Genomic DNA, 26,578 nt, shown 5'->3' with positions numbered 1-26,578 from the left:
ATCGGTACATGGCCGGCGAAACCCTGAGCTGCGGACGAGATCACCTCTCCGATGTCCTTCGCTTCGATCAGTACGGCGCCTACGACGGGTCGGACAGTTGGGCCCTGACGATGGGAAGCCTGACCGGGCCGGCCCAGGTGTCCATGACAGAGTTGCACGAGGCGCTCCATCACGAGTTGCAACGGTCGTCCGGATGGGGGCTGCTGGCGACCGGTGCGGGAATTCTAGCCCGCTCCGGATTCCGGCGGCACACGCTGCGCGAGGTCTTTCTGCGTCTGGTCGACCAGTCGAGAGACAGCCACGAGACGTACGCGACGACGCTCTCCGCCATCGTGACCGGTGTCGACGCCGCACGCGAACTGCTGGTCGGTAACCGCGAGTACCTGGCGTACCTGGATCGAGGGCTTGCCCTCGTCGACGTGGCGGGCGACTGGCCCTGGCAGTTTCGGATCAGCGCCATCGACGCGGTGCTGCGAGTCTGCATGCGCCCTGCGATGTCACTCGACCTGGTGCACCGCGGGTTCCGCCAACTCGCCAGTGACGACGTGGCGGCTGGCCGGGACAGCCCGGACCGGCGTCTGGCGGTGTTCGAGCAGACAGGCGGGCCGCAGTCCTGGACACAACTGTTCGCGGCGGTGCGCGCCGAGTTCCCGGAACGGGGCGGTGACGACGGCGCGGCACGTCCGAGGGCCGGCTCGCCGGGATTCGAGCGGCTGCGCCAGTTCGAGGAGGAGGTCCTCGGTCCCCGATGCCACGCCCATGTGTGCGAGGTCCTGGACCGGGCCGGCCTCGGCTCGGTCGGGTCCCACCAGCAGTCCGCGCTGGCCACCGCGTACCGGGACGCCGTCGCCGAGGTCGACCCGGAGACAGCTGCGTTGATCACGGTGGCCCGGGAGCGTCTGGCGGCGCACGAGGACGGGCTCGAACTGCACCGGCAGCGGGTTCTGCTCCGGGCGCCGCTGACCGCCGAGTTCGCCTCCGTCGCGGAGTCGGCCGGCGGCGAGGACCATGTCTGTGGGCTCTGGCTGGACGGCGCCGTGGCGAAGGGCCAGTTCACGTTCGGCGAGCAGGCCGTGCCGGAGCGGTTCGCCGCGATCGCCAGCGTGAGCGGTGCCACGATCCGGCTCGGGCTACTGCCTGACGGGGCTACGCCGACGCAGTGCCAGGGCATGGTGGCGAACCGGCCGCTACTGGCCCTGACCACCCATCACACGCTGGCCCGGCACGGTGACCTGCTGGCAATGCTGCAAACCGTCGAGCCGGTGTTCGTGTTGATGGACCTGCCGGTGGAGCGGCATGTCGCGCAGTGGACGGCCAGCGGGATCCTGGTCCGCACGGCAACCCGCGACATCGGCGACGTCACCTTGCTGATGCTCGCAGTCACCCGCAACCACCCGTTCCGATTCCTGTGCATCGGCACCCCGGCAGGCATGTATCTGCTCACCGACCGCCTCCGCCGCCGCCACCCCGGGCAGGTCGTGCTGGAGCCGACGCTGCTGGAGGAGCACCCGGCGGCGACCGGCTTCGCTGTGGACTTCGTCCTGAACGCCTGGCACCTGCTCAAACAGGGGGGCCCGACCTGACGTCCGGGCCTTCGACCGCCGTCCCCCGGTCACAGAGCCCGGAGAAAGGCCCGGACCTCAAGAAGATTCACGGAGTGCAGGTCGTCGGGATGAACGATGATGCGTAGCTCCCGGCAGATCGGCGTCTTTCGGGACCGCGCCAGGAAAGAGATGAGAATCAATTTCAGTAGGGACTCGCGGTCGAGCTGATCGATGCGCGCCAGCCCCGAACCGATGATGGGCATCGCGAGCGGGCGTCGTTCGGCGCGCTCGTAGACGGCGTCCCAGAGCCGGTTCAGGCTGACCCACATATCGTCCACTGACGAGCGTGGTACGAGGTCGTTGCCGAGACGGCTGTACGCCACGGCGAAGATCTGCTGCCCCGGCCGGCCGGCGACGGCAACTGTGCCGATCGGGTACCGTTTGCGCTTGCCGGGCTTGCTCCCGGGTGGCTCTGTCGCGATCGGTGCCGCACGCCGCAGGGCGGCTGCCAGTTCCTGGTCGAGACGCCGCTGGTCGTCACCGTAGCGCCGGTGCAGAAGCTGCCCCTGCACGGCGGCACCACTGATGATGCGGTCGTCGCCCACCGCCGTGTCGAAGGTGTCGGTGAAGCCGACCACGAGGTGGGTCTCCTGCTCGAACAGGTCACCGACCTCGACCCGGACCGTGGTGTCCGGCGTGCTGAACTCGCGCTCGATCCGGGAGCGGGGATAGGCCTGGGCGACAGCCCAGGCGAAGCAGCAGAAAAGAGTGACGGCCGTGACGGCGACTGGCGCCGGGAATGCCTGGTTGAAGAACATCTGCCCGAGGAACTGCACCACTGCCGACACCAGGCCGACGGCCGCGAGAAAGTGAGCGAGCAGGGTGCGTAGTCCACGGCGGGTGCGGAAGATCGCGCGGCTGGCACAAGCCGGGCCGACAACCGAGAGGTTCTTCATGATGACATTGTGTTCAGCTCGCACCAACGGTTGCCCTGCCGTGGTCGCTGGGGCCGCCATGGCACGGGAGGCCGGACCGGCGGAGCCGAAACCAGGGGCACCGTTCAGTCGATGGTGCACCGTAGGAGACCAGTCGTCTTCGACCCGGCTCGCCGGCCCCGGCAACGGGCACCGGTGCGGTGAAGTCTCTGTCGGCATCTAGACACCGTCGCCGCCGCAACGGCCGGAAACCACCGTGACCTCGGCCGACACGTCCACCCCCCGTCGCGGCGAGCGCGCGGCCCCGGTCGCGATCGTGGGACAGTTCTGGTCGTCGGCCGGAGCGCTCGGCCGACGACCGCCTACCGCAAACGTTCATCGAAATATGGGGAATCAGAGCATGAGTGCCGACTCGGACTGGGGCGACTTCCTGACCACCGACACGCCGATCGGGGACACCACCCCGACCGAGGCGGTGGTGGCGCTACCGGAACCCTCGGCGTCCATCGTGGAAAGTGAGATCAGCGGCGCGGTCGGCGACCAGGACTGGTCGAACTGGCACGCGGACAGCGGTGACGACTGGGCCGACTCCGCCCAGGACTGGGCCGACTACGCCGTGGAGAACGCCGCCGCCGGCAACATCGACGTCGCCGAGAGCGCCATGGCGCGGGCGGCCGACCACGCCGACATCGCCGAGAACAACTACACGGTCTCCGCCGACTACTCCGACGCCGTCGTGGACCACGTGGAGACCGCAGCCGCCGAGGTCGACTGGGCCACCAGCGGCACCGACACCAGCACCTCCTACGACACCAGCACGTACGACGCGACCTCCTACGACGCCAGCACGTCGTACGACACCTCCTACGACGCCGGGGGCTACGACGCCACCGGGTCCAGCTTCGACACCAGCGTCTCCTACGACGTAGCGGAATGAGCTGGGCTGACACCGGTGGACCCGGAGCCGTGCCGCCGGTCGTCGCGGCCGGGCTGGAGCCCGGCCGGCTGGCGGCCGGCGCGCAACGACGGCTCGGCGCCCCGCCGAGCGTGGCCCGCCAGCAACTGCTGCGCAGTCTCCGTGAACTCGCCTTCGAGCTGAAGACCGAGCAGCTCAGCCTGCTGGAGGCGGTACGCGGCTCCCGCCTCGGTGGCGTCACCCTCTCGCCGACCCAGGTGCCGGTACAGCTGCGCATCACCCTGGAGGCCGACGGCCCAGGGGCACTGGTGGGCGTGCTGCTGGTCGACCGATGGCCGGGCCGGCTGGGGCGGAACTGGGGCGTGACCTCGGTGTACGTCGGTCTCTTCGAGTCCGTGCTGAGCGCCTTCGACGCCGTACTCGGTCGGCTCGACCCGGCGGCGGCCACCTCGTTCAGCCCATGGTGGCGGCAGACGGGCCCGGGTGACGTGGCGATGATGCAGCACGCCGCCGGCCTGGCCAACCGCGCGCAGGCGGCACTGTCCCGGCACGCGGGCCGGCTGCTCGACGGCGACGGGCAGGCGCACCGGCAGGCGGTCGTCACCCGTACCGGCGGCGCGACCTTCACCTTCGAGACGGCCGACGCCGTTGCCGAGGTCCCTGCCAACCTGGCCGACGGCATGCTGATGGTCGGCACGCTGATCGTCAGCCGGCCGGGCGGTATGCCGCCGAAGCTCGTCGGGCAGGTGCAGTCGCTGGTGTTCCGGGTCGAGGAACGCCTCGCGGCGGGCGGGGTCGACCGGATCACCGTCGAGCCGGCGGACGTGCCGGCGGTGACCTTCCTGCACCAGCAGGCCCGGCTACGTGGACTGCTGCCGGTACGGACCCTGCGCACCTGCACCACCTGCCGGCTGGAGAAGGTCGCCAACCCCGAGATGGAACGCATGCAGGAGCGCACTCGACGGACCCGGGACCTGGCCAGCAGCATCGGCGGGCTGGTCACGCCCTACGTGCTCGCCGGCCGGCTGGTACAGCTCAACAACAAGGGTCCCAAGTTCGCCTGCCCCCGCTGCCAGGGGATGGACGCCGACGAGACGGTGGTGACCTACTGCCAGAAGTGCGGTGACCGCCGCGCCGAGACCGCACTGCGCACCTGCCCGAAGTGTCAGTTCGACTTCCGCAGCCTGATCGGCGGGGAGCAGGTCTGGCGGCCCCGGGTTGCCGTACCGGCGCTCCCGGGGCCGCAGCCCACCAGCCACCAGCCACCGGCCGCGCGGCCTGCCACCCCACCGATGGACGCGCCGGGTGTCCCGGCCGAGCCCGGCGTGGCCCGGCCCGTGGTCGGCGTCGCGGCTGCGCCCCCACCGGGCGGCGGCCCTCCACCCGTGGCCGGGGTCACCGTTGCACCCGCCGCCGGGGCGCACGGTCCGGGCCCGTCCGCCGCGCCGCCGTCCTCGGTACGCCCACCCGCCGGGCAGCCGCCACCGGGCTACCGGCCCGACCCGGAGGCGGAGCAGTGGCCCCGGCCGCCGGGTTTTCCGCCCTGAGCCGGACGTGACGCCTGGCGCCCGTCGGCGGCGGTCCGGGCCCGCGGTGTAGCACCGTGCGCCCCGGGCCAGGGGAGCACGGCGCGGCGGCGGCCGAAGCCGCCGGAACGTCGGCGGGCGGGTGATCTGCTGCGGCCAGGCCGCAGGGCGTCAGTTGCCCCTGCCGGTGCCGTCGAGCGGGACTCCCGGCGCAGCGGCGACATCGGGGCTGGCCGCGAGGCCGACGGCGATCCGGTCCGGGAGCGGATAGCCGCGCTCGGCGGGCAGGCGTGCTGCCGCTGCCTGCTCGTCACCCCGGCGCAGCAGGTCCCGGATCTGCTCGACGGCGGGGGTGACGTCCTCGACGGCGACGATCCAGTCGTCGACGTACCGGTGGACGGCCTCGCCGGACAGCCCGACCTGTAGCGACCGGTACGGCAACGCGGTCAGACGCAGCGACCGCTCCGGGTCCCACTGCACCCGGACCGGGCTGGTCTTCACCTGCTGCGCCCAGGTCGCCGCGTCGCCGTGCAGGTCACGGTCGTAGTGGCTCAGGCAGGCGTGTGCCAACGCCCACTCGAAACCCGCCCGGGTGATCTCGATGGACAGCACGCGTTCCTGCCCGGGCTTGGTGGCCCAGCCGCAGCGGTACATCATCCACAGGAACGACGGTTTGATCCACGTCATCCGGTCCCGTTTGAAGGGGGCCACGAAACGTCCGGCGGACACCGCCGGCAGCGCGATCTGCGGCGGGTACGCCTGGTACACGGTGATCGTCGTGGTCGAGTAGCGAGCACGGATCTGACGTACGGGTACGGACATCCGCCGATCCTCGACGATCAGGAACCGACAGGTCCACCGGATTCGCGCCTCCACCGAGCCGCATCATCCCCAGTGGACCGTGCCGTCGCGCCGATCGCCGCCACGAAGGAGAGTGTCTGTTGCTCGCACCTTGCGTACTGAAAACCCGGGTCGGCTGAGTCGTCGCTCGGCCAGACGTCACCCCCGGCCCCGACGCCATCTCCACCAGGGACGCCGACTTCTGACGCATCGACCGGACCGGAGACGACGACTCCACCGCCGACACGAAGCAGTCCACCTCCCACCCGGACGCCCTCCACGACGGCTCCGACACCGTCCAGGACCCCGTCGGTGCGCTTCGCGATCACGAGTGCGACGGTCGTGCCGAACTGCTCGGACGTCTCCGGCACGGGGGACGAGCCGGCAGCGGGACGAACCGCCGTGATCTTCGTGCGCGCGGCCGGTGTCCAGGGCTACTCCTACGAACAGCCGCTCCACTTCCCCACCCCGCACACCTGGCCGGCGAACCGCGTCGTGGTCGGCGACGACAGGTCACCGGGGCAGAGCTTCGAACTGCGCGTCCACGCCGTCAGCGACGCGTACGCGAAGACGCTCAAGCAGTCCGACGGCAGCCCCTACCTGGTCACGGTGGTGCCCGGCCAGCTGCTCACTTGGACCGCTGTGACACGCAACGACAAGCCCGGAAACTGCCGAAGGTGCCGGGTGCCACCTTCCCCCGGCACCCCTGCCGCGTCCGCCCTCAACGACCCTCACCCGGATGGCGGCTGCGGGTCAGGAGGTAGCCGGCGTAGGCGGCCAACGCCACGGCCGCCACCGTCGCCGTCGGACCGACCAGCGTGCGGGCGCTCTCGCGGGAACCCATCGCGGCCCCCGAGGAACGGTCGGCCAGCAGCGACCAGCGGGACCGCCACGACAGGGCCGACCCGACCGAGAGTGCCGACCCGATGGACAGGACCGATCCGGCGGAGCCGACGCTGCCGACGGAGGCGATCGAGCCGACGCTGCCGATGGACAGCACCGAGCCCCGCGACCCGATCGACAGCACCGAGTCGGTGGACCACAACGACAGCCGCGACGATCCGGTAGAGGTCATGGGAGCATTGTCCCGCACCCCGGTCGCACCCGAGGACCGTTCGGACCCGTCCCCGGTCGATACGCGGGGAGACCGCGTGCTGCTAGGCGTCCGGTCGCGGCACCCACCAGTCACCCAGTGACTGGTGCAGGACCAGCAGCACGGCACCGATCAGAACCGACGCGAGAGCGCCGACGCCGAAGCCGAGCACGCCCCGGTCCCGTGGGTACGTCGGGCTCCGCGTGGTCACCGCCGCCGTGGACCTCGACCACGGGTGGTCCCGGGCCATCCAGAACAGCAGTCCGAGGCCGTACGGGGCGAGGCAGATCAGCCAGAACCAGAACCACCGGGTGCCCCGGACCGGAGCCGGGCCGGCGGCGACGACGACGAGCGCGACGACTGCGACGAGGAGGCCGGTCCCGCTGACGACGGTCATCGGTGAGTGGACGCCACCGGCGCGGTGTTCGAGCCCGGCGACCCGCAGCTGCTGCGCGATACCGACGGCACCGGGTCCCGAGTAGGTCTCCTGCTCGACGGTCCCGGTGGTGCTCACCTGTCCGAACCGGTCGGTGTTCGTCCAGTGCACCCGCCCGTCGGGTGTTCTCCACGCGAACAGCGGCCCGGAGGTGCCGGAGGCCCACAGGGTGGCGGAGCCGAACCAGGGTGGCGAACGGTCCACCTGCCACCGGTCACCCCACTGGTACGCGACCACCCGGCCCGCGACCACGTCCACCCTGGCCCGGTCGTAGCCCTGCTGGCGCGGAGCGGTCCACCACGTCGTCGCCGCCCCGAGCAGCCACAGCAGGACCAGGGCGATCCGTAACGCTCCCCACCACCGGCCGGACGACACGCCGGGCACACCCTGACTCATGGGCGCAGTGTCCCAGCCCCGCGCCAGTTGCGGGAGTCGATGCGTGGTGCGGTCAGCGGGTGATGCCGAGGGTGGCGATCAGGTCCTCGTGGAGTTCGAACCAGACGTGGTGGCACGAGTCGACCTGCACGCCGGTGATCCACGCCAAATCGTCGCCGGCCCGGGTGAGCGCCCGGGTGACCCGGTCGTGGTAGCCGGCGAAGCGGGCCAGGCACGCAGTCAGGTGTCGTTCGAGGTCGCGGAGTTCGTCGGCGAGGCCGGCGAGGTGACGTAGCGTCCCGGTGGCCTCGCCCGGTGTCGCAGCTGCCAGGCGGTGAAGACCCGGGTCGCCCCGCCGTTGAGGGTCAGGAAGAGTTCGTGGGTGTCGGCGACGGTGCCGTGGGCGCGGACACGGTCGAGTTCGGCGCGCAGTTGCGCCTCGTTGCGCCGGCGTCCCGCCGTGGTGAGCGACCATCCGGCCTGCTCGGCGAAGGACGATCTGCCGACCCAGCCGTACGGGCAGCACCCGGTCCGTAACCCTGGGAAGCTCGAAGGGTGGCGGCGCAGTCCCACCGGTCGGAGCCGCTGACCTACGCCCCCCGTCGGCGCGGCGGCGGGGGGCGTCGACATCACGTCTGCGGCCCCCGACCGTCGCCTGCGCCGACCGGGACGTGAGCAGAGCGACCGGGACGTGACCGAAGGCTACCGAGACGTGACCGAAGGTGGCCGGGACGTGACCGGCGGCGGCCGGTGGAGGCGCGCACGAGCGGCCGGCCCGTCCGCGCTCGCCGTCAGGCCGGCTCGGGCACGCCGCCCGGCTCGCCGTCGTCGGGCATCGGCTCGACCGGTGCCTCCGGCAGCTCGCCGGGCGTATCGGGGAGGAGTTCGCCGGCGTCGTCCGGCACCGGCTCACCGGGGTCCAGGGGTGGGTAGACGTCGGGGTCGAGGTCTGGATTTGTCATCGGGCAATTATCCGCCATGGTCGCATCGGGCACCCACTTGCCTCGGCCCACCCTTCATGGTCGTCCCGGTCCGCCTTCGGCGGGGACGACGGCGGCGCGGGCGGACGACCGGTGACCGGAGGAGATCCCGGGCCAGCTCAGCCGATGCCGTCGACCGCGGCCCGGAGCGCGTTGATCGACGGGTCCCAGCTGAAGTTCAGCACGGGAAGGCCGGCGGCGGCGGCGTTGCTGTCGCCACCCAGGACCACCGCCCGCGGCTTACCGGTCCCCTGGGGGACTATGAGGTACCAGCTACCTTTCACGTTCGCGATGAACACCTCGTCTACCTCCTGGTCCGGCGGGTTCGGGTTGGCGACGTCTCCGACGTGGTTCTCGAAGTCCACCGTCGCGGAGAAGTTCGTCGGGCTTGCGGTGTTCAGCCAGAGACTCGTGTGCACGTGCGGTCCGACACCGTGGTCACTGCCGTTCGCCGAGGAGCCGGAGTACGCGATCGGCTGGTCTCGTGACACACGTTGACCGACGGAGACGGTGATCGTCGACAGGTGCAGGTGCCGGCTGTAGTTGCCGTCGTCGTGGGCCATTCCCACGACGCGCCCGGTGGCGGTGGCGGTGTCGGTCTTCACGAAGCGGATCGTGCCGTTCGCCGCGGCCATGACGGGAGTGCCGGTGCCGACCGCGTAGTCGGTGCCCGGCTCACCCGAGGGCGGCGTCCGGTTGCGGTGGTCCTGCCAGGAGCTGGAAATCCGGACGTTTCCGCACGGTCGCAGGTAGCCACCGGCAGCCCGGGCGGAGTCGGGCAGCAGCGCGAAGGCGGCCGACAACCCGGATGCCGCCAACGCGGCCGCCGTGATGAAGCCCCGCCTCGACAGCCCCCGCAGATAGGCGACGCCATCGAGATCCTCGGGCCGCGGAGCGCCGGCCCCGGCGTTCCGCGGAGGGTCAGGGTGCGGCTCACCACTGAGGATCATCAATGTAACCTAAGGTCATCTCCGTTGCGGGGCAAGGGATTCACCCCGATCGTTTGGGAGCGTCGATGACCTTCCGGCGAGCACACCCGGCGTCTTCGGGCCTGCGTGACGGCACTCAACCGGGACGGGTCGCCGTGATACCTCCGTCGACGGCGATCTCCGCGCCGTGGACGTAGCCGGCCTGCTCCGAGAGCAGCCACGCCACCGCGTCGGCGGTCTCGTCGGGGGTCCCGGGTCGTCCGGCGGGGGTGCCGGCGGTCATCCGGGCGATCACGTCGCCGTCGCCGGCGTTGATCGGGGTACGCGTCGCCCCGGGGGAGACGGTGTTGACCCGTACCCCGTGGGGACCGAACTCCGCGGCCCAACTGCGGGCGAGTTGGATCTCCGCGGCCTTGGTCGCCGAGTACAGCCCGACGAAGGGGTGCCCGACGTGGGCCATCCACGAGCCGATGACCACGATCGCGCCGTGACCGCGTGCCGCCATCGCCGGAGCCAGGGTGGCGGTCAGGACGTGCGGGGCGCGGACGTTGACCGCGAGCGTGGCCTCCAGGTCGGTGTCGGTGAGGCGTACGGTGTCGACGGCCGGGCACAGCGCGGCGTTGTGGACCAGCGCGTCCAGGTGCCCACCGGCGGCCTCGCTGGCGGCGCGGGCGAAGTCCCGCAGCACTGCGGGCGGGCCGGTCAGGTCGGAGGCGACGAACACGGCGTGTCCGCCGGTGCCCTCGATGTCGGCGACGACGGCGGCACCGCGGGTCCGATCGCGGCCGGTGACGACGACGCGCCATCCCCGCGCCGCCAGTATCCGGGCGGTGGCGGCACCGATGCCGCTGGTGGAGCCGGTGATCAGGACGGTGCCGATCCGCCCGGCAGGAGTCTCGGGGTGGGTCATGGTCACCATCCCAGGGCAGGCACGCGGCCCGCACCAGGGCGCGTGCTGCCCGGTCACCGCATGACCAGGCTCGCGCCGAGGTCCGCTCCTACACTGGGTGGGTGCCTGCCGACCGCACTGCCCTGGGGGCGTTCCTACGGTCTCGGCGGGACCGCCTGACCCCCGCCCAGGCCGGCATCGAGGCATTCCCCGGCCCACGGCGGGTGCCGGGTCTACGCAAGGAGGAACTCGCCGTGCTCGCCGGGCTGAGCCCGGACCACTACAGCCGCCTGGAACAGGGACGCCAGCACGTCGTCACCGACGAGGTGGTGCAGGCGTTGTCGCGGGCGCTGCAGCTCGACGAGATCGAACGTGCCCACCTGCGGGATCTGGCCGCGCCGACCTCGCGGCGGCGGTGGGTGGGGCCGGAGGTCGCGCAGCGACCCGACCCGGGGATGCTGCGCCTGATGGGAGCGCTGAGCCACGTCCCGGTGCTGCTGCTGGGACGCCGTACGCAGGTGCTGGCGCGCAACGGGCTGTTGAGCGCGGTGCTGGGGTCAGCCGCCGAACCGGGGTCGTCGTTCGCGCGGTGGCTGTTCCTGGACCCCGACGCGCGGGTGCGGATCGTCAACTGGGCCGACTTCGCCGCCGCCGCGGTCGGAGCGCTGCGCTACGAGGTGGGACGCCACCCCGACGACCGGCGACTCGTCGAGCTGGTGCAGGAGCTGCGGGACGGCGATCCCGACGTGGCGCAGTGGTGGGACGACCAGCGGGTCACCTTCCGTACCTCGCTGACCAAGCAACTGGTCCACCCGACGGCCGGACCGCTCAGCTTCGGCATCGAATCCGTCGTCGGGCCGCACGATCCCGAGCAACGTCTGGTCGTCTACACCGTCGAACCCGACTCACCCACGGCGCGGGTGCTGCCCCTGCTGGCCAGCTGGACAACCGAGCCGCAGGCGGCACCCGGTGCGGGCCGATCCACCACCTGAACGAGCCGCCCGGCTGATCAGCACAGGCGCGGTGAACGCGGCGATGCGGCGAGAACGACGTCGGGGCCCGCCCCGCCCGGTCATCGGGCGAGCTGCCCCAGCACCGTGGGGTCGGTGATCGTGTCGTCGGCGGCGAGCATGATCGCCTTCGACAGGATCATCGACAACATCGGGTCGTCCTCGAACGGCAGGTGCAGCCGGCCGGTGCCCCCGCGCGCGGGGACGATGCACAGGTATGCGTCGTGGGGCTCCATCAGGATGTTGCCGGAGCCGAGGTGGATCCGGTAGCCGCGCAGGTTCCCGCGTACGTGCAGGTAGCGGTCCGTGAGGGTGACCCGGTCGGCGATGGTCAGGCGGGGGAGCAGCCGGGCCAGGGCGTCGCGGCGAATCTCCGCCGACGGGGTCAGTGCCCCGACCACGGTCCGGTGCCAGTAGTCCCGGAACCGGTCCTCGCCCCGGTCGGCCCACTGCGGGTCGGTGGCGATGGAGGTGACGCCGACGAACAGGTCCACGTCCCGCATCGCCTCGGTGAACACCAGCGGCGGCACCTCCGCGACCGACACAGGTCGCCAGGTCGCGCCGTCGGAGCGGGCGAAACGCACCTGATCGGTGGCACAGTGGTCGACGTCGTCGTGGTGGGGATCGCCGGTGCCGACCAGGTGGTGGTGGAAGGACGCCCGCCACGCACCGCCGCCGAAGAGCTTCGTGGCTTCGCTGTCGTACCCGCCGTCCCAGGTGCCCAGGTAGCCGGCCTGCCAGCCGCGGGCGCGCATGAGCGCGTTCGCCTGGCGGTAGCGCAGGATGTGCGCGGCGAACCGGTTGGAGTAGGAACCGGTCCGCTCCTCGGCCGGCGTGAGCAGGTAGACCTCGCGGAACGCCTGCTTGAACGGCTGCGTCAGGCCCGTGACGAGCACCCGGTCACGCCAGGCGAGGGCCTGGTCCATCCCGGCGCGGACAGGGTGCCACAACCGGACCCGGCCCCCGCGTGCCGGCCGCCCGTCGAGACCGACGATCACCCACCCGTCGGCGTCCTCGCGGGGCAGGCCCGCCGACCAGTCGTACCCGTCGGTGCTGGTCTCCCAGAGCAGCCGCCGCCCGTACGCCCCGGTGACCGGGTGGTCCAGGAAGCGGGACACCCAGTCCGGGTACGCCCAGGTGCGCTCCTCGGACAGCAGCGCCTCCACCCGTTGACGCTCGGCGGTCAGCGTCGCGTTGCCGGCCTTCACCGAGTCGCGTAGCTGTTTCAGCTCGTCGGCGTGCGTCTCCTTGAGCACCGCGGGAACGCCCTTGAGTCCGACGTCGCCGCGGGCGAAGGTCAGGCGGGCCTGCTCACCCTCGATCCGCACCGTCGCCTCGTACGGGCCGACCGGGGTCCGCCGGGTCCCGGCCGGGTCGAGCCCGTGGTCGTCGACGGCGAGTTCCAGCACCTCGCTCAGGGACCACCCCCGCAGAGCGCCGAGGCGGGTCAGCGCGGTGTGCACCCGAGCGCGTACCGCCTTGTTCTTCACGGTCACCGCGAGCCGTGCCAGGGTCCGCAGCGGCGTCTCACCGTCGCGCCCGGCGAGCAGTTGCACGGCCGCGATCGCGGTGCGCTGGGCATGCGGGAAACCCGCCGCCTGGCGGGGTGCTGCCGAGGCGGCAGCGGTGACCCGGGCCAGCAGGTCCGTCGCCGCCGCGTCCGACTCCCGCGACAACGCCCACACCAGGCCCCGCAGGAGGCGGTCCGAGTCGTCGTGCACCGGGTGCCGGTGGGCGGCGAACACCTCCAGGATCGTACGGACCGCCCTCCTCCCGTCGGGGGCGGTCGTGAGCTGCTGGTCCAGGCCGCGCAGCCAGGTCGCCGACGCCGCCGGCCTGCCGAGCGAGGCACAGTGCGCCAGCAACCCGGGCACGCCCGGCGCGGCGAGGACGTCCCCCAGGTCGGCGCGGACGAGCGGACCGAACTCGTCCCCGTGGTGCAGCAACCAGGACGGCACCCGGCGACCCGTGGCACGGTCGAGCGCCTCCCCGATCAGCATGACGACCCGACGTCGGGGGCCGGCCGTCGGGAAGTTGCTGGCGGCGAGCTCGTCGAACAGGCCCGAGAGCACCGGCGCGAGATCGGCCAGGTCGGCGGGAGCCAGGTGCGCGGCGATCGCCGCCGGCAACTCCAGGCGGACGCCGAGGTCGTAGTCGAGGCCCTGTCCGACAACCTCCAGACACCACAGAAGATCCGCCCGGGTCCAGTCGTGCTCACCGTCGGCGAGACTCCGTACGACGTCGTTCAGCACCGACGGCATCGAACTGGCCACCACCTCCCGGTGCACGGCCAGCGCCGCACAGCGGCGAAGCTCGGACGGCCACGACCCGGTGACGGCCCACTGCGGGGTGCGGGTCACCGACGACGTCCAGTGGTGGGTGCTCGCCAGCCGGAGCAGCGGCCGAACCTGGGCATCGGCTTCGGCGACCCCGGTCTCCACCCGCCGGCGATCCGCCGCGCCCAGCGGGGGAAGCAGCAGTGCCCAGTCAGCCACCTCAGCCACCCACCAGGGCGACGAGCCGCACGAAGGCCACGTCGGGCTCCGCGAGCAGGTCGATCTCCTCGTCCAGGTCCTCGACCTGGCGGTCACCCACCAGCAGCACGAAGCCGTTGCGGGCGAAGGCGGCACAGGCCGCGTCCGCCTGGCGCTCCCAGTCCAGCCGCCTACCCTGACCGACCCGGTAGCCGTTCCACGTCGCCTCCGCGTCGGTCGGCCGCACCAGACCCCGGAAGAGGTCCGTCCGGTCGGCGTTGAACCGCGCCACCTCCTCGCGGACGCGCAACCGGACCAGCTCCCGCGCGGAGATCCGCTCCGGCAGGCCGGCCAGCGGCCACTGATCGATCGCCCTGCCCGTCGCCGTCTCGTCCCGAACCGTCACCGTGGCCATTGCGCCGTGCTCCTTGCCTTGGGTGAGCGGCATCATGGCACGACGGTCCGACGGGACCGTCCGGTCAGCCCGCCGGGCAGCGCTGTCGCCGCGCGCAGCAGCGTGCCGGCAGCCGGGTACCGCCGGCGTACGCCGGGGCCGATCTCGACGCGTGACACGACCAGCGCCACCACCGACACTCACCCTGCTCGGCGCGAGGGCGGCACGTTCGGGGCGGTCACGCAGGCCGGCGGTAGGTGGAACCAGCGCAGCGCCTCCACGCCGGCCGGCAGGCCGGTGGGTCCCTCGTCGACGTGGTCCCCACGCCCGGCCAGGATCTCGTGTGCCTCGTGCAGGTGACCGGCCAGGGCGTCCTCACCGGCCCACCGCCGCGGCGGGACCGGCTGGTCGTCGCCGGTGAACAGGCCGCCCAGCTCGGCTAGGCGCAGCGACTGCCCCGGGCCCCGGTGGTGGTGCCACAGACCGCTGCAGGCATCGAAGTGGTAGTCGGGCAGCAGGCGGTGCCCCAGGCGGGCGACCAGGTCGACCGCGTCGATCAGATGGTCGGCGACCAGGTCGGAGACGAAGTAGCCGAAGCTGATCCGGGTCCACCCGGGCTTGATCCCCTCCCAGCCCAGGGCGATCTGCTCCCGGAACGCCCGGGAGCGCTCCTCGTCGATGCCCAGCAGGCGGTGCCCGTAGGGGCCCGCGCAGGAGCACCCCCCACGGGCCTGGATGCCGAACAGGTCGTTGAGCAGCGCGACGACGAAGTTGTGGTGCAGATGGCGGCTGCCGTGGCGGATCTGCACCGACACGATGGGCAGCCGCCGCGCCCGGGGATTGCCCAGGACCACGATCCCCGGATTGGCCGACCAGCGGCCCAGCGCCCGCGACCACAGCCGCTCCTCGCGGGCCTGGATGACGTCGGCGCCGACGGACTGCTTGAGAGCGAACACCAGGCCCGCCCGGATCGACTCGACGATCGCCGGAGTGCCGCCCTCCTCGCGGGCCACCGGATCGTCGAGGTACCGGTGCCCGGCGGGGTCGACGAACGCCACGGTGCCCCCGCCGGGGACCACCGGGACCCGGTTGCGCATCAGATCCCGCCGCACCACCAGGACACCGGGGGTCTGCGGGCCGCCGACGAACTTGTGCGGCGACAGGAAGACCGCGTCCTTGCCGTCCGCCGCGCCCGGCGTCGACTCACCCATCCGGATCGGCACGTACGGGCCGGCGGCGGCGTAGTCCCAGCACGACAGTGCCCCGTGGGCGTGCAGCAGGGCCGCGATCGCGTCGGCGTCGGACAGGATGCCGGTGACGTTGGAGGCGGCGGAGAAGCTGCCGACCCGCAGCGGTCGGTCCGCGTACCGGACCAGCCGTTCGGCCAGTTCGACGCGGTCGATGTGCCCGTCGGCGTCCGCGCCGATGACCACCACGTCGGCGTACGTCTCCCGCCACGGCAGCTCGTTGGAGTGGTGCTCGTAGGGGCCCACGAAGACCACCGGGCGCTGCGCCACGGGGATGCCGTCCAGCAGCTTGTGCCGGTGCGCCGGGCCGGCGGGCAGCCGCAGTTCGAGGAGCCCGACCAGCTTGTCGACCGCCGCCGTGGCCCCGGAACCGCAGAAGAGCACCGCATGCTCGTCGGTGCCGCCGACGGCGTCGAGGATGGTCCGTCGGGCGTCCTCGCGCAACCGACCCGTCGCCCGACCGGTCGCGGAACTCTCGGTGTGGGTGTTGGCGTAGCGGGGCAACACCCGGTCGCGGATGGTGTCCTCCACGAAGTCCAACGCCCGGCCGGAGGCGGTGTAGTCGGCGTAGGTGATCCGGCGTGGCCCGTAGGGCCCGTCGAGCAGCTCACCCTCGCCGATGACCCCGTCGCGGATCCGCGCCAGCAACCGGTCCACCCTGGACGTGTCCACCGTACCCATGTCGCGCTGCCTCCCCACGGCGATGGCGACGGGGCGGGTCGACGGCGCGTCGGCGGGCGTCGGTGTCCCGACCGCTGTCCACAGTGTGCCCGACCGGCCGCCCCCGCCGCTCGCCGCCCGGGATGCCGACCCGCACGCCCCGGGGCCACGCCGGGCGGCGACCGGGAGCCGGCCGGTCGGGCAACCGGCGTCCGTGCCCGCGCCGGGAACCTGGCGCCCGCGCCCGTACGGGTGCGACGATTTCGACCGGCCCTGCCGACGACCCGAGGAGAACGCGATGGCCACCGGTGCCGAGCTGGACGACTGCCGGCGGGTCGCCGAGGAGGCGGCTCGCCTCGGTGGCCGGGAGCTGCTGCGGCGCTTCGGCGACCACGGCCGCGTCGACTACAAGACCGCCTCCACCGACCTGGTCAGCGAGGCGGACCGGGCCAGCGAGGCGCGCATCGTCGAGCTGCTGCGCACCCGCCGGCCCCGCGACGGCATCCTCGCCGAGGAGGGCAGCGACCACCTCGGCGACTCCGGGCTGCGCTGGGTGCTCGACCCCCTCGACGGCACCGTCAACTACGTCGCCGGAATGCCGTTCTGGTGCGTCAGCGTCGCCTGCGAACAGCAGACACCGGACGGCTGGCAGCCCGTCGTCGGGGTGGTCCACGACCCGGTGCACGACGAGACGTTCCGTGGTGTCCGGGGCCGGGGCGCGTTCCTCGACGACACGCCGCTGACCCGGCCCGCCGGGATCACGCTCGGCGAGGTCGTCCTCGCCGCCGGGTACGCCTACGACGTCGCCCACCGCCGGGTGCAGGCGGCCGTGGTCACCGACCTGGCCGGTGACGTGCGCGGGGTGCGGATGCTGGGCTCGACGGCCCTGGCGCTGGCCTGGATCGCGGCGGGCCGCTGCGACGCCTACGTCGAGGACCGCACGTTCCGCTGGGACTGGGCCGCCGGTCTGGTGATCGCCGTCGAAGCCGGTGTCGCCGTCGAGGTGAGCGGCAGTCGGGTGCTCGCCGCCCCACCGGAGCTGATCGACGGCTTGCGTCCCCGAGTCGCCACGCTGGGCTGACACCGCGTCCGCCGGGCGGCTCGGCCTCAGCCGGCACCGAGGCAGACGAACGCCGCCGCCGTGGCCCCGGCGGTGCCGTCGCCGGGCACGGCGAAGGCCTGCTGGGCGTCGGCGAGCGCCTGCGCCGGGCGGACCCCGCCCCGCATCCGTCGGTGCAGGTCCAGCATCAGCGCGGTGGTGGGTTCGGCCGGCACCGGCAGCACGGTGGCGATCAGGCACCGTGCACCCAGGGCGAGCAGCACGGCGGTGAAGCCCATCACCTCGTCGCCGGGCCGCACCCCGGTCAGCCCCGAGTCGCAGGCGGAGAGCACCACGCAGCCGGGCGGCCGGGCGACCCGTTCCCACTCGTAGGCGAACAGCGGTCCACCGGCCAGCTCCAACGTGGAGAACTGCGGGTTGTCGGCGCGGAAGGTGCCGTGGGCGGCGATGTGGACCAGGCCGGCCCCGTCCAGGGCCGTGGTCAACGCGTCGGCGGTGGCGTCCGCACCGGTGAGCAGGGTGGCGTCGGACAGGACCTGCCCGAGTCGGCGTACCTCGGCCAGGCCGGCCGGCAGGCGCGGCCCGCAGGCCAGCACCGAGGGCCCGGCCGGCGGACACCGGCCGTCCGCCCGCAGCCAGGCGGTGGCCGACGGGGCGACGGTCACCGCGCGCCCGGCGCAGGTCGGCAGGCCCGACCACGGCACCGCGTGCAGGGCCCCGACCGGCACGATCACCAGGGGGCGGTCGCCGAGGTGCCGGCGCAGCGGCTCGAAGAGCTGCCGGTCCAGCGTGGCGGCGGCATGGCGGGCCCCGGCCTGCGCGGTGGGCGTGTCGCCGGTGGTGACCAGCCGGCGCAGGGCGAACCGGTGCCACCGGGTCAGGTGCACCGCCTCGGCCAGCGGGCCGAGGTCGTGCAGGCTGGCCCGGCCGTCGCGGACCAGCACCGCCCGCAGCCGCTCGCCGTGGGCGACCAGCTCGACCAGCACGCGGGAACCGAGCCGCCCGGCGAGCACCCCCACGCCGGGCGGGGTCACCACGCCACTCCCGCCGGGCACCCGGCGGGCCAGGTCCTGGATGCGCTGTTCCAACCGGGCCTGCCGGCTGCGTAGGGCATGGGCGGGCCGGCCGGCCAGCACCTCGTCCTCCAGCAGGCTGCTGACGAGCCGGAGCTCGGTGAGCGCCGCGAACAGGTCCGGGTCGTCGGGAGGCAACGCCGGGCGCATCCGCAGCGTGTTGGCCCGCCAGCGTTCGGCCCAGGCCAGCGTCCGGGCCGGGGAGCCGGCGCGGACTGCGATGTCGAGGCCCTCGGCGGCCAGCTCCTGCCCGTACGTGCCGCTGTGGGCCCGCAACTCCGTGGCCCCGAGCGACGTGCGGTGCCGGTCGAGGACGGCCAGCCCCCGGCGCAGTGCCCGGGCCGCACCGGCATCGTCTCCGGTGAGCCGCCGCGACCGGGCCAGGGCGTACCACCCCTGGGCGCGGCGGGGGGCGGTGCCGCGCCGGCGGGCCAGGGCGGCCACGTCGAGCAGGGCGACGGCCCGGTCGACGCGACCCGCTGCGGCGGCCAGCAGACCGGCTTCGATGCGGGTGGTCAGCGCCGGACCCGACCACCCGGTGGCGTCGAGCTGGCCGGCGGTGCGCACCATCGCGGCGAGCAGGGCCGGCGTGCGGGTGCCCCGGCGGAACTCGGCGCGCAACTCGACGTGCCGGGCGAAAACGGCCCAGGTGCGTCGGCCCTGCCGCCGGAACCGGACCCGGGCCTGGGCGGCGGCGGCGGTCGCGGTGTCCAGGTCGTCGGCGAGCAGCGCGGCCCGGGCCTGGGCGAGCAGCGCCTCGGCGAGGTCCGAGGCCATCCCTCTGCGGTGCAGCTCGCGGACCGCGGCGGCGGCGACCTCGACCGCCTCGTCGAGCAGCGGCACCGACAGCAGCAGCTCGAACCGGTCCAGCAGCAGCGCCGGCCGGGGCACGGCGAGCCGCCGGTACTCCTCGTCGACGTCGGCGAAGCAGCGCAGGGCCATGGCGATCTCGCCGCGTTGCCCGGCGGCGATGCCGCTGTTCCAGCGGGCGTCGGCCGCCGCGAGGTCGAGGCCGAGCCGGCGGAAGGCCGCCGCCGCCCGGGAGAGGTCGTCGTCGGTGCCGCCGGGGGAGCCCCGGTGGGCGTTGAGCAGACCACGGTTGTTGCGGGCACGGGCCTCCAGCAGCGGGTCGCCCTCACGCTGGGCGATGTCGATGGCGATGCCGTAGTCGCGCACCGCCTCGGCGTAGCGTCCGCGGTAGTGCAGCACCACCCCCCGCTGCATCCGGGCCCGACCGGCGTCGGCACCGGTGAGCTGGGGCAGCGCGGCGGTCACCGCCCGCAACGCCGCAGCGGTACGGCCGGCGTTGGCCAGCACGTACCCGAGGCTCATCCGGGCCAACGCCTGGGTACGGGGGGTGCCGGCGGCCCGTACCGCCCGCCGGAGGTGGCGCAGTGCGCCGGTCAGGTCGTTCAACTCGCGCAGGGCCAGACCGATGGCCCGCTCGGCGGTGGAGCGTTCGTCGTCGTCGGCGGTCTGGCCGGCGAGCACCCGGTGGGCGATCGTGATCGCCTCGGGTGGGTATCGCTGGACGGCGTCGAGTGCCGCCTGGGCCGCCGTGGCACCGGAACCGGTGCTGTCGGACATGCCCTAGAGAGTCCACGACGGACAGCCGCGAGTCAACGTCGAGAATCCGTCGCGGGAATTTCGTCAATGGGTGTCCTGCTTGGTTTCACAATTGACAACCGGCGATGGTCCGGAATAATTGGCGGTCGGGGAATTCGCCGCGTCCACCATCGGTGGGCGCGCTTCTCTCACGAGCATGGAGGATCCGTGCCGCCGTCCGACCACCCCACCGTGCCGGGTCCGGCCGGCCGGCTGTCCCGACGGCGGGTCCTGGCGCTGTCCGCGCTGGCCGTGGCGGCACCGCTCGGCGTCGTGCCGCGCCCTGCCCCGGCGGTCGCTGGCGACGCGGACGCCAACGCCTACCAGAAGGCGTTCGAAGCGGCGCTGGCCGCCGACCAGAATGTGCGTCGGTACACCGTGCCGGGGCGGGAGATCCTCTACCGGCCCCGGCAACTGCTCGCCGCCGCCGCCGACGCCAAACGGGTCACCACCTGGTTGCGTGCCCACGACTATCCGGTGACCGTCGGCGCCGGCTTCGCCGGTGTCACCCGGCTGCTGTTCGACCGGGAGACCGACATCCCCGGCGTCGTGGGGAAACTACGCGACCCCCAGCAGTGGCCCGGTCAACCGGTGCCGGCGGTGCAGCCGCACCACGTGCTGCTCGGCCTGGGCAACATCATGGGCAACCCGGGCACGCCGCCCCGCCCGGCGGCGGCGCTGCCGCCGCCCGACCCGACCCGGCTCGGTGAGGGGGCTGGCGTCACCGTCGGGATCTGCGACACCGGGATCTGGCAGCAGGCCGGCGCGTGTCACCCGCAGTGGCTCGGCGGCACGTACCTGCCGCAGCCCGACGACGAGGACCCGCTCTACGTCCACACCGACGTGCTCGCCCCGCAGGGCGGGCACGGCACCTTCGTCGCGGGGGTGGTCCGGCAGGCCGCGCCGGGGATACGCGTCGACCCGGAGCAGGCCCTGGACCCGACCGGGGTGGGGGACGAGGCGAGCGTGGTGGCCGCCCTGAGCCGGCTCGCGCCGCAGGTGTCCGTGTTCAACCTCTCCCTGGGTGGCTACACCCTGGACGACCAGCCGTCGCTGCCACTGGCCAACGCGTTGGCCGCGCTGCCGACGACGAGCGCCGTGGTCGCGGCGGCCGGCAACGCGGGCACCAGTCGTCCGCTCTGGCCCGCCGCCCTGGACCGGGTGCTGGCGGTCGCGGCGGTCGCCCAGACGTCCGGCGGTCTGGTGCCGGCGGTCGACAGCTGCTTCGGCCCCTGGGTGGACGCCTGCGCCCTCGGCGAGCGCCACAGCACCTACGTCGAGGGGCAACTGTCGCTACCCGGGCGGCCGGTACGCCAGTTCCACGGGTTCGCCGTCTGGGCCGGCACCTCGTTCGCCACCGCACACGTCTCCGGGCGGCTCGCCGCCCTGATGACGGCCGGGGGCCTCAGCGCGGACCAGGCGCGGACGACCCTGCTCGCCGCCCCCCGGTGGCACCCCGACTACGGGGTGCTCGTCGGATGAGCCGTGCGACGCCCCGGGCGGTGGCCCGGTGACCGGTGCCAGCACGACCAGCCTGTTGTCCGCCGCCGCCGGTGGGGACGAGTCGGCCTGGGCCGAACTGGTCCGCCGGTACACCCCGGTCGTCTACTCGGTCATCCGGGCGTACGACCTCAGCCGGGCCGACGCGGCGGATGTCAACCAGACCGTCTGGCTCCGCCTGGTGGAGCAGCTCGGCCGGGTACGCGAACCCGAGGCGTTACCGGGCTGGCTGGCCACCACGGCCCGGCGCGAGTGCTACCGGTTGTCCCGCCTCAGCCGTCGGGCCCAGCCCGTCGACCCGTACGACCAGTCGTTGCAGACCTATCACGGGCTCTCCCGGGAGCTGGCGGCGATGGCGCCCGCCCCGGACGACGAGCTGCTGCGCGCGGAGCGGCGGCAGGCGTTGCGCGAGGGTTTCGTGCAGCTCCCGCCGCGCTGCCAGGCGCTGTTGGCACTGCTGACGACCGACCCGCCGATGAGCTACCGGGAGGTCGCCGAGCGGCTCGGCATTCCGATCGGCAGTATCGGACCCACCCAGGCCCGCTGTCTGCGTAGGCTGCGGAGATGTCCGGCGATCGTCGAGTTTCTCGGAGCGTCCGCCATCGGCACGAACGGGGGTGAGCCGGATGGAGCCGTGGCCGCCGGTCGATGACGACGCGCTGACGACGGAGCTGGGCGCGGCGCTGTGGGACACGGGGCCGGTCTCGGAGGCCTACCTGAGCGCGGCGTTGGCCGCGTTCACCTGGCGTACCGCCGACGCGGAGCTGGCCGTCGCCGAGCTGACCTTCGACTCGGCGGTCGACGCCGAACTGGTGGGCATGACCCGGTCTGCCGCGTCCGCGCGGACGCTCTCCTTCCGCAGCGGGTCGGTGCTGGTGGAGATCGAGGTGAGTGACGCCGGGATCGTCGGGCAGCTCTCCCCGTCCGGTGGCGGACGGGTGAGCGCCCGCACGGCCGCCGGCACCTACGACGAGGCGTCGGTGGACGCGATGGGCTTCTTCTCGTTGGGCGCCCCACCGCCGGGTCCGGTCCAGTTGTGCGCGCGTACCGTCGGGTATGCCCTGTCCACCGCCTGGGTCTGTCTGCGCTGACCGGCGCTCTGCTCCCGGGAGGGCGGCGCGGGCGGTGCCGCGCGTCCGGTGTCCGACCCCGACCGACGACGGTGGGGCGTGGGCCGGACGGCCCACGCCCCACCGTCGCAGGTGGCGACGACCCGGGTTATCCCCGCTGCCCGTCCGCCAGCAGGTACTGCACCCCGCCGAGGTCGGCGCGGGCGGTGCCGTCGGCGTCCGGCCCGAACTGGGTCACGTTGAGCGCGGTCTCCTTGGCCAGGGCGGTCTCGGCCGAGAAGGCCAACGAGAACTCGAGGCGCTCACCGGGCTTCAACACCAGCCCGCTGATGCTGGCCTTCGTCGGTTCGACGATCTCCAATTCGGTCTTGCCGACCTGGCGGATGCCCGTGCCGACCTTTCCGGTGGACTGCCAGCGCTCGAACAGGGTCGGGCCGAGGTCGACGAAGACCCGGGCGCCCCGGGCCTGCTCCGCCGGCTGGGTGAAGACCAGGTCGTTCTTGGTCTCCGCGGTGGTCACGTTGCCGATGGCGAACGGCCGCACGACCCGCGGTCCGCCAGCGACGAGCCGGACCGAGTCGACGTTGCGCCAGACGATGTTGTTGTTGTGCTGGGTGTTGACGCTCGTGCTCGGACCCTCGAAGGTCATCGGGTCGGTGGGTGACACCCAGCGCGCCAACAGGCAGAAGTGACCCGGTCCGGGCACCCCGGTCCACGGGATCGTGACCGTGGTGACGCCGGGGTAGACGGGCACGCTGACCGCGCCGATCTGGGTCCAGTGCGTCGGCCAGGTGGCGCCGCCGCCCGGGGTCGTCCGGTAGACCCGCAGCACCCCGTTGTCGATGCCCGAGCCGTACGGTCCGTTGTTGCGCACCTTCAGGAAGAGATAGTTGGTGACCCCGACGATCGGGTTCTGGCTGACGGCACACTCGACGGCGGTCGGGCAGACCTTGATGTCGGGGCTGGCCCACAACGGGCCGTACGAGTGCGGCTGGACGCCGGTGTCGGCGGCGACGTCCTTCATGTAGACGTCGGTGCGGGCCGCCGCGGCGGCCTTGCCCTGCGGTGCCTCGCCGGGTGCCGCGGCGGCTGCGGTGACCGCCAGCAGCCCGGCCAGCGCCGCACCCGTGAGTACGGCCAGCGTGGAGCGGCGGACGCGCTTTCCTACCTTGCCCATGACAGGTTTTCTCCCATCGGCGGGGGACGTCGATCACGACGTGTTTCGATGTCGTGTCGGCGCGATGACGTAGTTGAGGAGTTGGCCATGCGCCGGGAAATACCGTCCCGGGTGCCTGCCGTCAGATGGCGCGAGGACCGGCAAAAACGACAGTCATCGATGCATGCGGGGGTCGACCGCCCGTCTCGATGGCCGCGATCGATCCCGTGGTCCGCCCCCCGGGGGTGTCCGGCCCGTCGGCGGCGGGGCCGGCGCGATGCCTTTGACAATCGACTGTGGTGAATTAATGTTGGGGCTCGCGAACGTGCGCCGGGCGGTCATCGGGGCGGCTCGCGCCCCGTGTCCCGCCGCCCCGCCGTGCGCCGACCCCCGGGAGGGAACCGCCGCCATGAGACTGAGGAGCAGTCATCTCGGTGCCGCTGCGGCGACCCTGACGCTGGCCGCCGCCCTGGACGGCGTCAGCGTCCCGACCACCGTGCCCGCCAGCATGAGCCCACGACCCGGCACGGCGGTGCCGGGTAGCCCACCACTCGGTACGGCGGTGCCGGGCAGCCCGCCGCCCAGCGGGGCGGCGTGCACCGTCCGGTACTCGGTCTACACCTGGGACACCTTCCTGACGAGCAGCATCACCATCACCAACACCGGTGCCAGCGCGATCACCTCCTGGAGGCTGACGTTCCCGCTGCCGGCCGGGCAACGCATCACCACCGACTGGAACGCGGTGTACTCGCCGTCCGGCGGCACCGTCACGGCCCGTGGACTCGACGACCACGTCATCCTCGGGCCGGGGGCCTCGATCGCCATCGGGTTCGTGGCCGAGCACACCGGTGACACCGGCAGCCCGTCCTCGTTCACCCTCAACGGGACGCCCTGTTCGCTCACCTGAGGCGGAGTCCCGCCGGCCGGGCCGGGTCCCCGCCGTGGCGGTCGGCTGCGTACCGGAGAGCGTCGGTTGACGGCGGCCCGCCGCCACCACCAGCGTCACGCGGTGCCGCTGGAGGACCCCGAGACGGGCTCCGGCCCAGGACGGTGACGTCCTGGGCCGGGAGTACCGCGTCGCCGATCAGGCGATCTTGACGTCGCTGCACCACATGTAGGTCTGGTCAGCGTGCGACGCCTTCCAGATGAAGAACAGGACGTGGCTTCCGCTGCGCGAGGACGGAATCGAGACGTTGAACGAGATGTTCTGTGCCGGCGCGTACCGCCCGGTCGTGGTGATCAGGTCCAGGTTGCCCCACCCGACCCGCTGGGTGGCCGGGTTGAACCCCTGCTTGGTGACGTAGACCCGGAAGAAGTCCGCACCGTGGCTGGCCTGGTCGTACATCTGGACGGTGAGGTTGCGGCCGACGGTGGTCGCCTTCCACGCCCCGGGCGTGTTCAGCGAGTTGTTCCGGGACAGGGCGTTGCTGCACAGCTGCCCGTCCGGGGTGCTGGGCTGGTACTGGCCGGCCAGGCCGTCGCGCAACGCGCTCATCCAGTTCCACATGGTGTCCGGGTTGGCCTGGAACGCCTGCCAACACATCGGGTCCTGCTGCTGCATGGCCGGGTTGGTGTGCTGGCTGCCCCAGGTCTTCCAGCACTGATACGCCCGGGTCGCCGGGTTGATGATCGTCCCGTGGGCCTGGGCGGGGCTGGTCAGGGGCAGGGTGCCGACCACCATGGCGAACATCAGGACGAGCGCCTGGAGGGACCGGCGGACGGTTGACCGGGGGCGTCCGCCGGATCGGTCGGACTGGTGTGAACGCACTGTTCATCCTCCATTCGTCGGTACGGGACATCGAGTGGTGAATGCTCCCGAATCCACTGTTGCACCCATGCAGCCAAATATCAATGTTGATCGATATTTAGTCGGATTGGATCGAGCTGTCGGATGTGGAGCGAGCTGTCCGAGATCGCCGCATCGCCGGCGGGCGGCCGGGCCGTGGACCCGAGGTCACCGCAGATCCGGGTCCGGGCGGCCGGACGGCGTGGTGTCGGGCCGACCACCGGGGGCGGCAACCGGGCGTCGGCCACCCGGCACGGTGACCCCGGGTCGGCCGCCGGGCGGTCACCACGTGGCGGGGCGTGCCGGCCTGCCGGCCGGACGGGTCACAGCTTCGCTGCCGCGTCGTACCTCCGGCGCAGGTCGGCCATCTCCGAGGCACCCAGCGCCTCCTGCTGCGCGATCGTCGCGTACACGGGCGGGAACATCTCCCGGAGCCGGTCGACGAACCTGACCTCCGCAGTCGCCTCGACGACCTGGATTCCCGGCGGATCGGTGGACATGTCCATGATCAGTGGGCCGGCGAGCTTGACCGCCACGTCCCAGGGGCGCTTCTGCTCGGCGATGCCGCACAGATGGAAGCCGTAGATCTTCTGGACGTCGGTGAACGTGGTGGCCCCGGCCGGTTCGAAGCCGTAGACGCGGACCCCACAGATCACCGGCGGCTTCTCCGTGGTGGCGCCCTGCTGGGCGTCGTGCCCGGCATGCTGGTGCTGCCCCGGATCCGCCTTTTCGAGCGTGGTACGCATCCGGGCCACGATCTGCGCCTGCAGATCCGCCGGCTCCGCCCCCGTGCTGCTCCGGTTGGCCAACACGACAGTGCCGACCGACACCACCAGCAGGATCACCGCCACCCACACCAGGCGGTGCCGGTACCACGCGGAACTCTCTGGGGAACTCATCGCTTCTCACCTCGTCGCCGGTTGTGGTGCTCTGGCAGGCCCGTCAGGCGACCCCGGGCAGGCGTCGAGCGTGTCGACCGTCGGGGCGCGTGGCGGCGGATACGTGTGGCGGGCGGGAGTGCCCACCCGGCGGGGTGCCCGTCAGCACGGCGATGGCCCGTCGAGGCGGTGTGCGAGCGTC

25 protein-coding genes are annotated in these 26,578 nt (G+C 72.8%); 9 read left to right on the top strand and 16 right to left on the bottom strand.

Annotation, left to right across the window (positions count from 1 at the left end; translation table 11 throughout):
* The first annotated feature begins 8 nt into the window (after window positions 1-8).
* A complete protein-coding gene (locus AB0K25_RS21375) occupies window positions 9-1,583 on the top strand; it encodes a hypothetical protein (RefSeq protein WP_219460383.1) in 1,575 nt (524 codons plus the stop codon).
* 29 nt (window positions 1,584-1,612) lie between these two features.
* Here the strand turns inward: AB0K25_RS21375 and AB0K25_RS21370 are convergent, their stop codons facing one another.
* Entirely contained in the window at window positions 1,613-2,500 is an 888-nt protein-coding gene (locus AB0K25_RS21370) for a macro domain-containing protein (RefSeq protein WP_219460386.1), read from the bottom strand.
* A 379-nt stretch (window positions 2,501-2,879) separates the two neighbouring features.
* Here AB0K25_RS21370 and AB0K25_RS21365 point away from each other — a divergent pair, with 379 nt between their 5' ends.
* Both AB0K25_RS21365 and AB0K25_RS21360 read left to right on the top strand, forming a co-directional pair.
* Window positions 2,880-3,416: a hypothetical protein gene (locus AB0K25_RS21365; protein ID WP_219460389.1), complete on the top strand. Its 537-nt coding sequence runs from the start codon at window positions 2,880-2,882 to the stop codon at window positions 3,414-3,416.
* The gene (locus AB0K25_RS21360; protein WP_363822212.1) at window positions 3,413-4,942 is read left to right on the top strand and encodes a hypothetical protein; all 1,530 of its coding nucleotides are present in this window, start codon (window positions 3,413-3,415) and stop codon (window positions 4,940-4,942) included. Before AB0K25_RS21365 ends, AB0K25_RS21360 begins: the two co-directional genes overlap by 4 nt.
* Before the next feature lie 150 nt (window positions 4,943-5,092).
* Here AB0K25_RS21360 and AB0K25_RS21355 read toward each other — a convergent pair whose 3' ends face one another.
* From AB0K25_RS21355 to AB0K25_RS21325, 7 genes are all read right to left on the bottom strand, one after another.
* A complete protein-coding gene (locus AB0K25_RS21355) occupies window positions 5,093-5,743 on the bottom strand; it encodes a DUF4291 domain-containing protein (RefSeq protein WP_363822209.1) in 651 nt (216 codons plus the stop codon).
* 739 nt (window positions 5,744-6,482) lie between these two features.
* A complete protein-coding gene (locus AB0K25_RS21350) occupies window positions 6,483-6,836 on the bottom strand; it encodes a hypothetical protein (RefSeq protein WP_219460395.1) in 354 nt (117 codons plus the stop codon).
* Between the two features lie 82 nt (window positions 6,837-6,918).
* Window positions 6,919-7,686: a hypothetical protein gene (locus tag AB0K25_RS21345; protein ID WP_219460398.1), complete on the bottom strand. Its 768-nt coding sequence runs from the start codon at window positions 7,684-7,686 to the stop codon at window positions 6,919-6,921.
* A gap of 219 nt (window positions 7,687-7,905) precedes the next feature.
* Window positions 7,906-8,238 carry a hypothetical protein gene (locus tag AB0K25_RS21340; RefSeq protein WP_219460401.1) on the bottom strand — a complete coding sequence of 111 codons (333 nt, stop codon included), beginning with the start codon at window positions 8,236-8,238 and terminating at the stop codon, window positions 7,906-7,908.
* A 218-nt stretch (window positions 8,239-8,456) separates the two neighbouring features.
* Window positions 8,457-8,627, bottom strand: a complete 171-nt coding sequence (locus tag AB0K25_RS21335) for a hypothetical protein (RefSeq protein ID WP_208570549.1) — start codon at window positions 8,625-8,627, stop codon at window positions 8,457-8,459.
* Between the two features lie 137 nt (window positions 8,628-8,764).
* Window positions 8,765-9,595, bottom strand: coding sequence for a M23 family metallopeptidase (locus tag AB0K25_RS21330; RefSeq protein ID WP_219460403.1), 831 nt, complete (start codon window positions 9,593-9,595; stop codon window positions 8,765-8,767).
* Between the two features lie 115 nt (window positions 9,596-9,710).
* On the bottom strand, window positions 9,711-10,484 hold the full coding sequence (locus tag AB0K25_RS21325; protein WP_219460406.1) for an SDR family oxidoreductase: 774 nt from the start codon (window positions 10,482-10,484) through the stop codon (window positions 9,711-9,713).
* Window positions 10,485-10,585: 101 nt separating this feature from the next.
* Here AB0K25_RS21325 and AB0K25_RS21320 point away from each other — a divergent pair, with 101 nt between their 5' ends.
* Window positions 10,586-11,455, top strand: a complete 870-nt coding sequence (locus AB0K25_RS21320; RefSeq protein ID WP_219460408.1) for a helix-turn-helix transcriptional regulator — start codon at window positions 10,586-10,588, stop codon at window positions 11,453-11,455.
* Window positions 11,456-11,535: 80 nt separating this feature from the next.
* On the opposite strand, the gene AB0K25_RS21315 is transcribed toward AB0K25_RS21320, so the two are convergent.
* Genes AB0K25_RS21315 through AB0K25_RS21300 form a run of 4 tightly spaced genes read right to left on the bottom strand, consistent with a single transcriptional unit; the run spans window position 11,536 to window position 16,269 of the window.
* The gene (locus AB0K25_RS21315) at window positions 11,536-13,968 is read right to left on the bottom strand and encodes a DUF4132 domain-containing protein (protein ID WP_363822204.1); all 2,433 of its coding nucleotides are present in this window, start codon (window positions 13,966-13,968) and stop codon (window positions 11,536-11,538) included.
* A 1-nt stretch (window position 13,969) separates the two neighbouring features.
* The gene (locus tag AB0K25_RS21310; protein WP_363822202.1) at window positions 13,970-14,398 is read right to left on the bottom strand and encodes a hypothetical protein; all 429 of its coding nucleotides are present in this window, start codon (window positions 14,396-14,398) and stop codon (window positions 13,970-13,972) included.
* Window positions 14,395-14,535 (bottom strand): hypothetical protein, encoded by a 141-nt coding sequence (locus AB0K25_RS21305; protein ID WP_363822200.1) that lies wholly within the window; start codon window positions 14,533-14,535, stop codon window positions 14,395-14,397. Before AB0K25_RS21305 ends, AB0K25_RS21310 begins: the two co-directional genes overlap by 4 nt.
* A gap of 6 nt (window positions 14,536-14,541) precedes the next feature.
* A complete protein-coding gene (locus AB0K25_RS21300; RefSeq protein ID WP_363822198.1) occupies window positions 14,542-16,269 on the bottom strand; it encodes an aminotransferase class V-fold PLP-dependent enzyme in 1,728 nt (575 codons plus the stop codon).
* 277 nt (window positions 16,270-16,546) lie between these two features.
* Between AB0K25_RS21300 and AB0K25_RS21295 the strand changes: the two genes are divergently transcribed.
* Window positions 16,547-17,329, top strand: coding sequence for an inositol monophosphatase family protein (locus tag AB0K25_RS21295; protein WP_363822195.1), 783 nt, complete (start codon window positions 16,547-16,549; stop codon window positions 17,327-17,329).
* Between the two features lie 26 nt (window positions 17,330-17,355).
* Here AB0K25_RS21295 and AB0K25_RS21290 read toward each other — a convergent pair whose 3' ends face one another.
* Window positions 17,356-19,968, bottom strand: a complete 2,613-nt coding sequence (locus tag AB0K25_RS21290; protein WP_363822192.1) for a CHAT domain-containing tetratricopeptide repeat protein — start codon at window positions 19,966-19,968, stop codon at window positions 17,356-17,358.
* A gap of 186 nt (window positions 19,969-20,154) precedes the next feature.
* Between AB0K25_RS21290 and AB0K25_RS21285 the strand changes: the two genes are divergently transcribed.
* The 3 genes from AB0K25_RS21285 to AB0K25_RS21275 are packed head-to-tail and all read left to right on the top strand — an operon-like array spanning window position 20,155 to window position 22,577.
* Window positions 20,155-21,468 carry a S8 family serine peptidase gene (locus AB0K25_RS21285; RefSeq protein WP_357537255.1) on the top strand — a complete coding sequence of 438 codons (1,314 nt, stop codon included), beginning with the start codon at window positions 20,155-20,157 and terminating at the stop codon, window positions 21,466-21,468.
* Between the two features lie 28 nt (window positions 21,469-21,496).
* The gene (locus AB0K25_RS21280) at window positions 21,497-22,138 is read left to right on the top strand and encodes a sigma-70 family RNA polymerase sigma factor (RefSeq protein WP_219460421.1); all 642 of its coding nucleotides are present in this window, start codon (window positions 21,497-21,499) and stop codon (window positions 22,136-22,138) included.
* Complete coding sequence (locus AB0K25_RS21275) at window positions 22,113-22,577, top strand: hypothetical protein (protein ID WP_219460426.1); 465 nt, start codon at window positions 22,113-22,115, stop codon at window positions 22,575-22,577. The genes AB0K25_RS21280 and AB0K25_RS21275 overlap by 26 nt, the downstream gene beginning before the upstream one ends.
* Before the next feature lie 127 nt (window positions 22,578-22,704).
* On the opposite strand, the gene AB0K25_RS21270 is transcribed toward AB0K25_RS21275, so the two are convergent.
* A complete protein-coding gene (locus AB0K25_RS21270) occupies window positions 22,705-23,733 on the bottom strand; it encodes a hypothetical protein (protein ID WP_208570537.1) in 1,029 nt (342 codons plus the stop codon).
* Window positions 23,734-24,121: 388 nt separating this feature from the next.
* Here AB0K25_RS21270 and AB0K25_RS21265 point away from each other — a divergent pair, with 388 nt between their 5' ends.
* On the top strand, window positions 24,122-24,619 hold the full coding sequence (locus tag AB0K25_RS21265) for a cellulose binding domain-containing protein (RefSeq protein ID WP_363822187.1): 498 nt from the start codon (window positions 24,122-24,124) through the stop codon (window positions 24,617-24,619).
* Window positions 24,620-24,796: 177 nt separating this feature from the next.
* Here AB0K25_RS21265 and AB0K25_RS21260 read toward each other — a convergent pair whose 3' ends face one another.
* Window positions 24,797-25,480 (bottom strand): lytic polysaccharide monooxygenase, encoded by a 684-nt coding sequence (locus AB0K25_RS21260; protein WP_219460433.1) that lies wholly within the window; start codon window positions 25,478-25,480, stop codon window positions 24,797-24,799.
* Window positions 25,481-25,821: 341 nt separating this feature from the next.
* Complete coding sequence (locus tag AB0K25_RS21255; protein ID WP_363822184.1) at window positions 25,822-26,397, bottom strand: hypothetical protein; 576 nt, start codon at window positions 26,395-26,397, stop codon at window positions 25,822-25,824.
* Window positions 26,398-26,578 lie beyond the last annotated feature (181 nt).

This window comes from Micromonospora sp. NPDC049257, assembly GCF_040678915.1.
Taxonomy (GTDB): domain Bacteria; phylum Actinomycetota; class Actinomycetes; order Mycobacteriales; family Micromonosporaceae; genus Micromonospora; species Micromonospora antibiotica.
The sequence above is the reverse complement of the archived record's forward strand: the minus strand, read 5'-3'. Positions and strand labels throughout refer to the sequence as shown.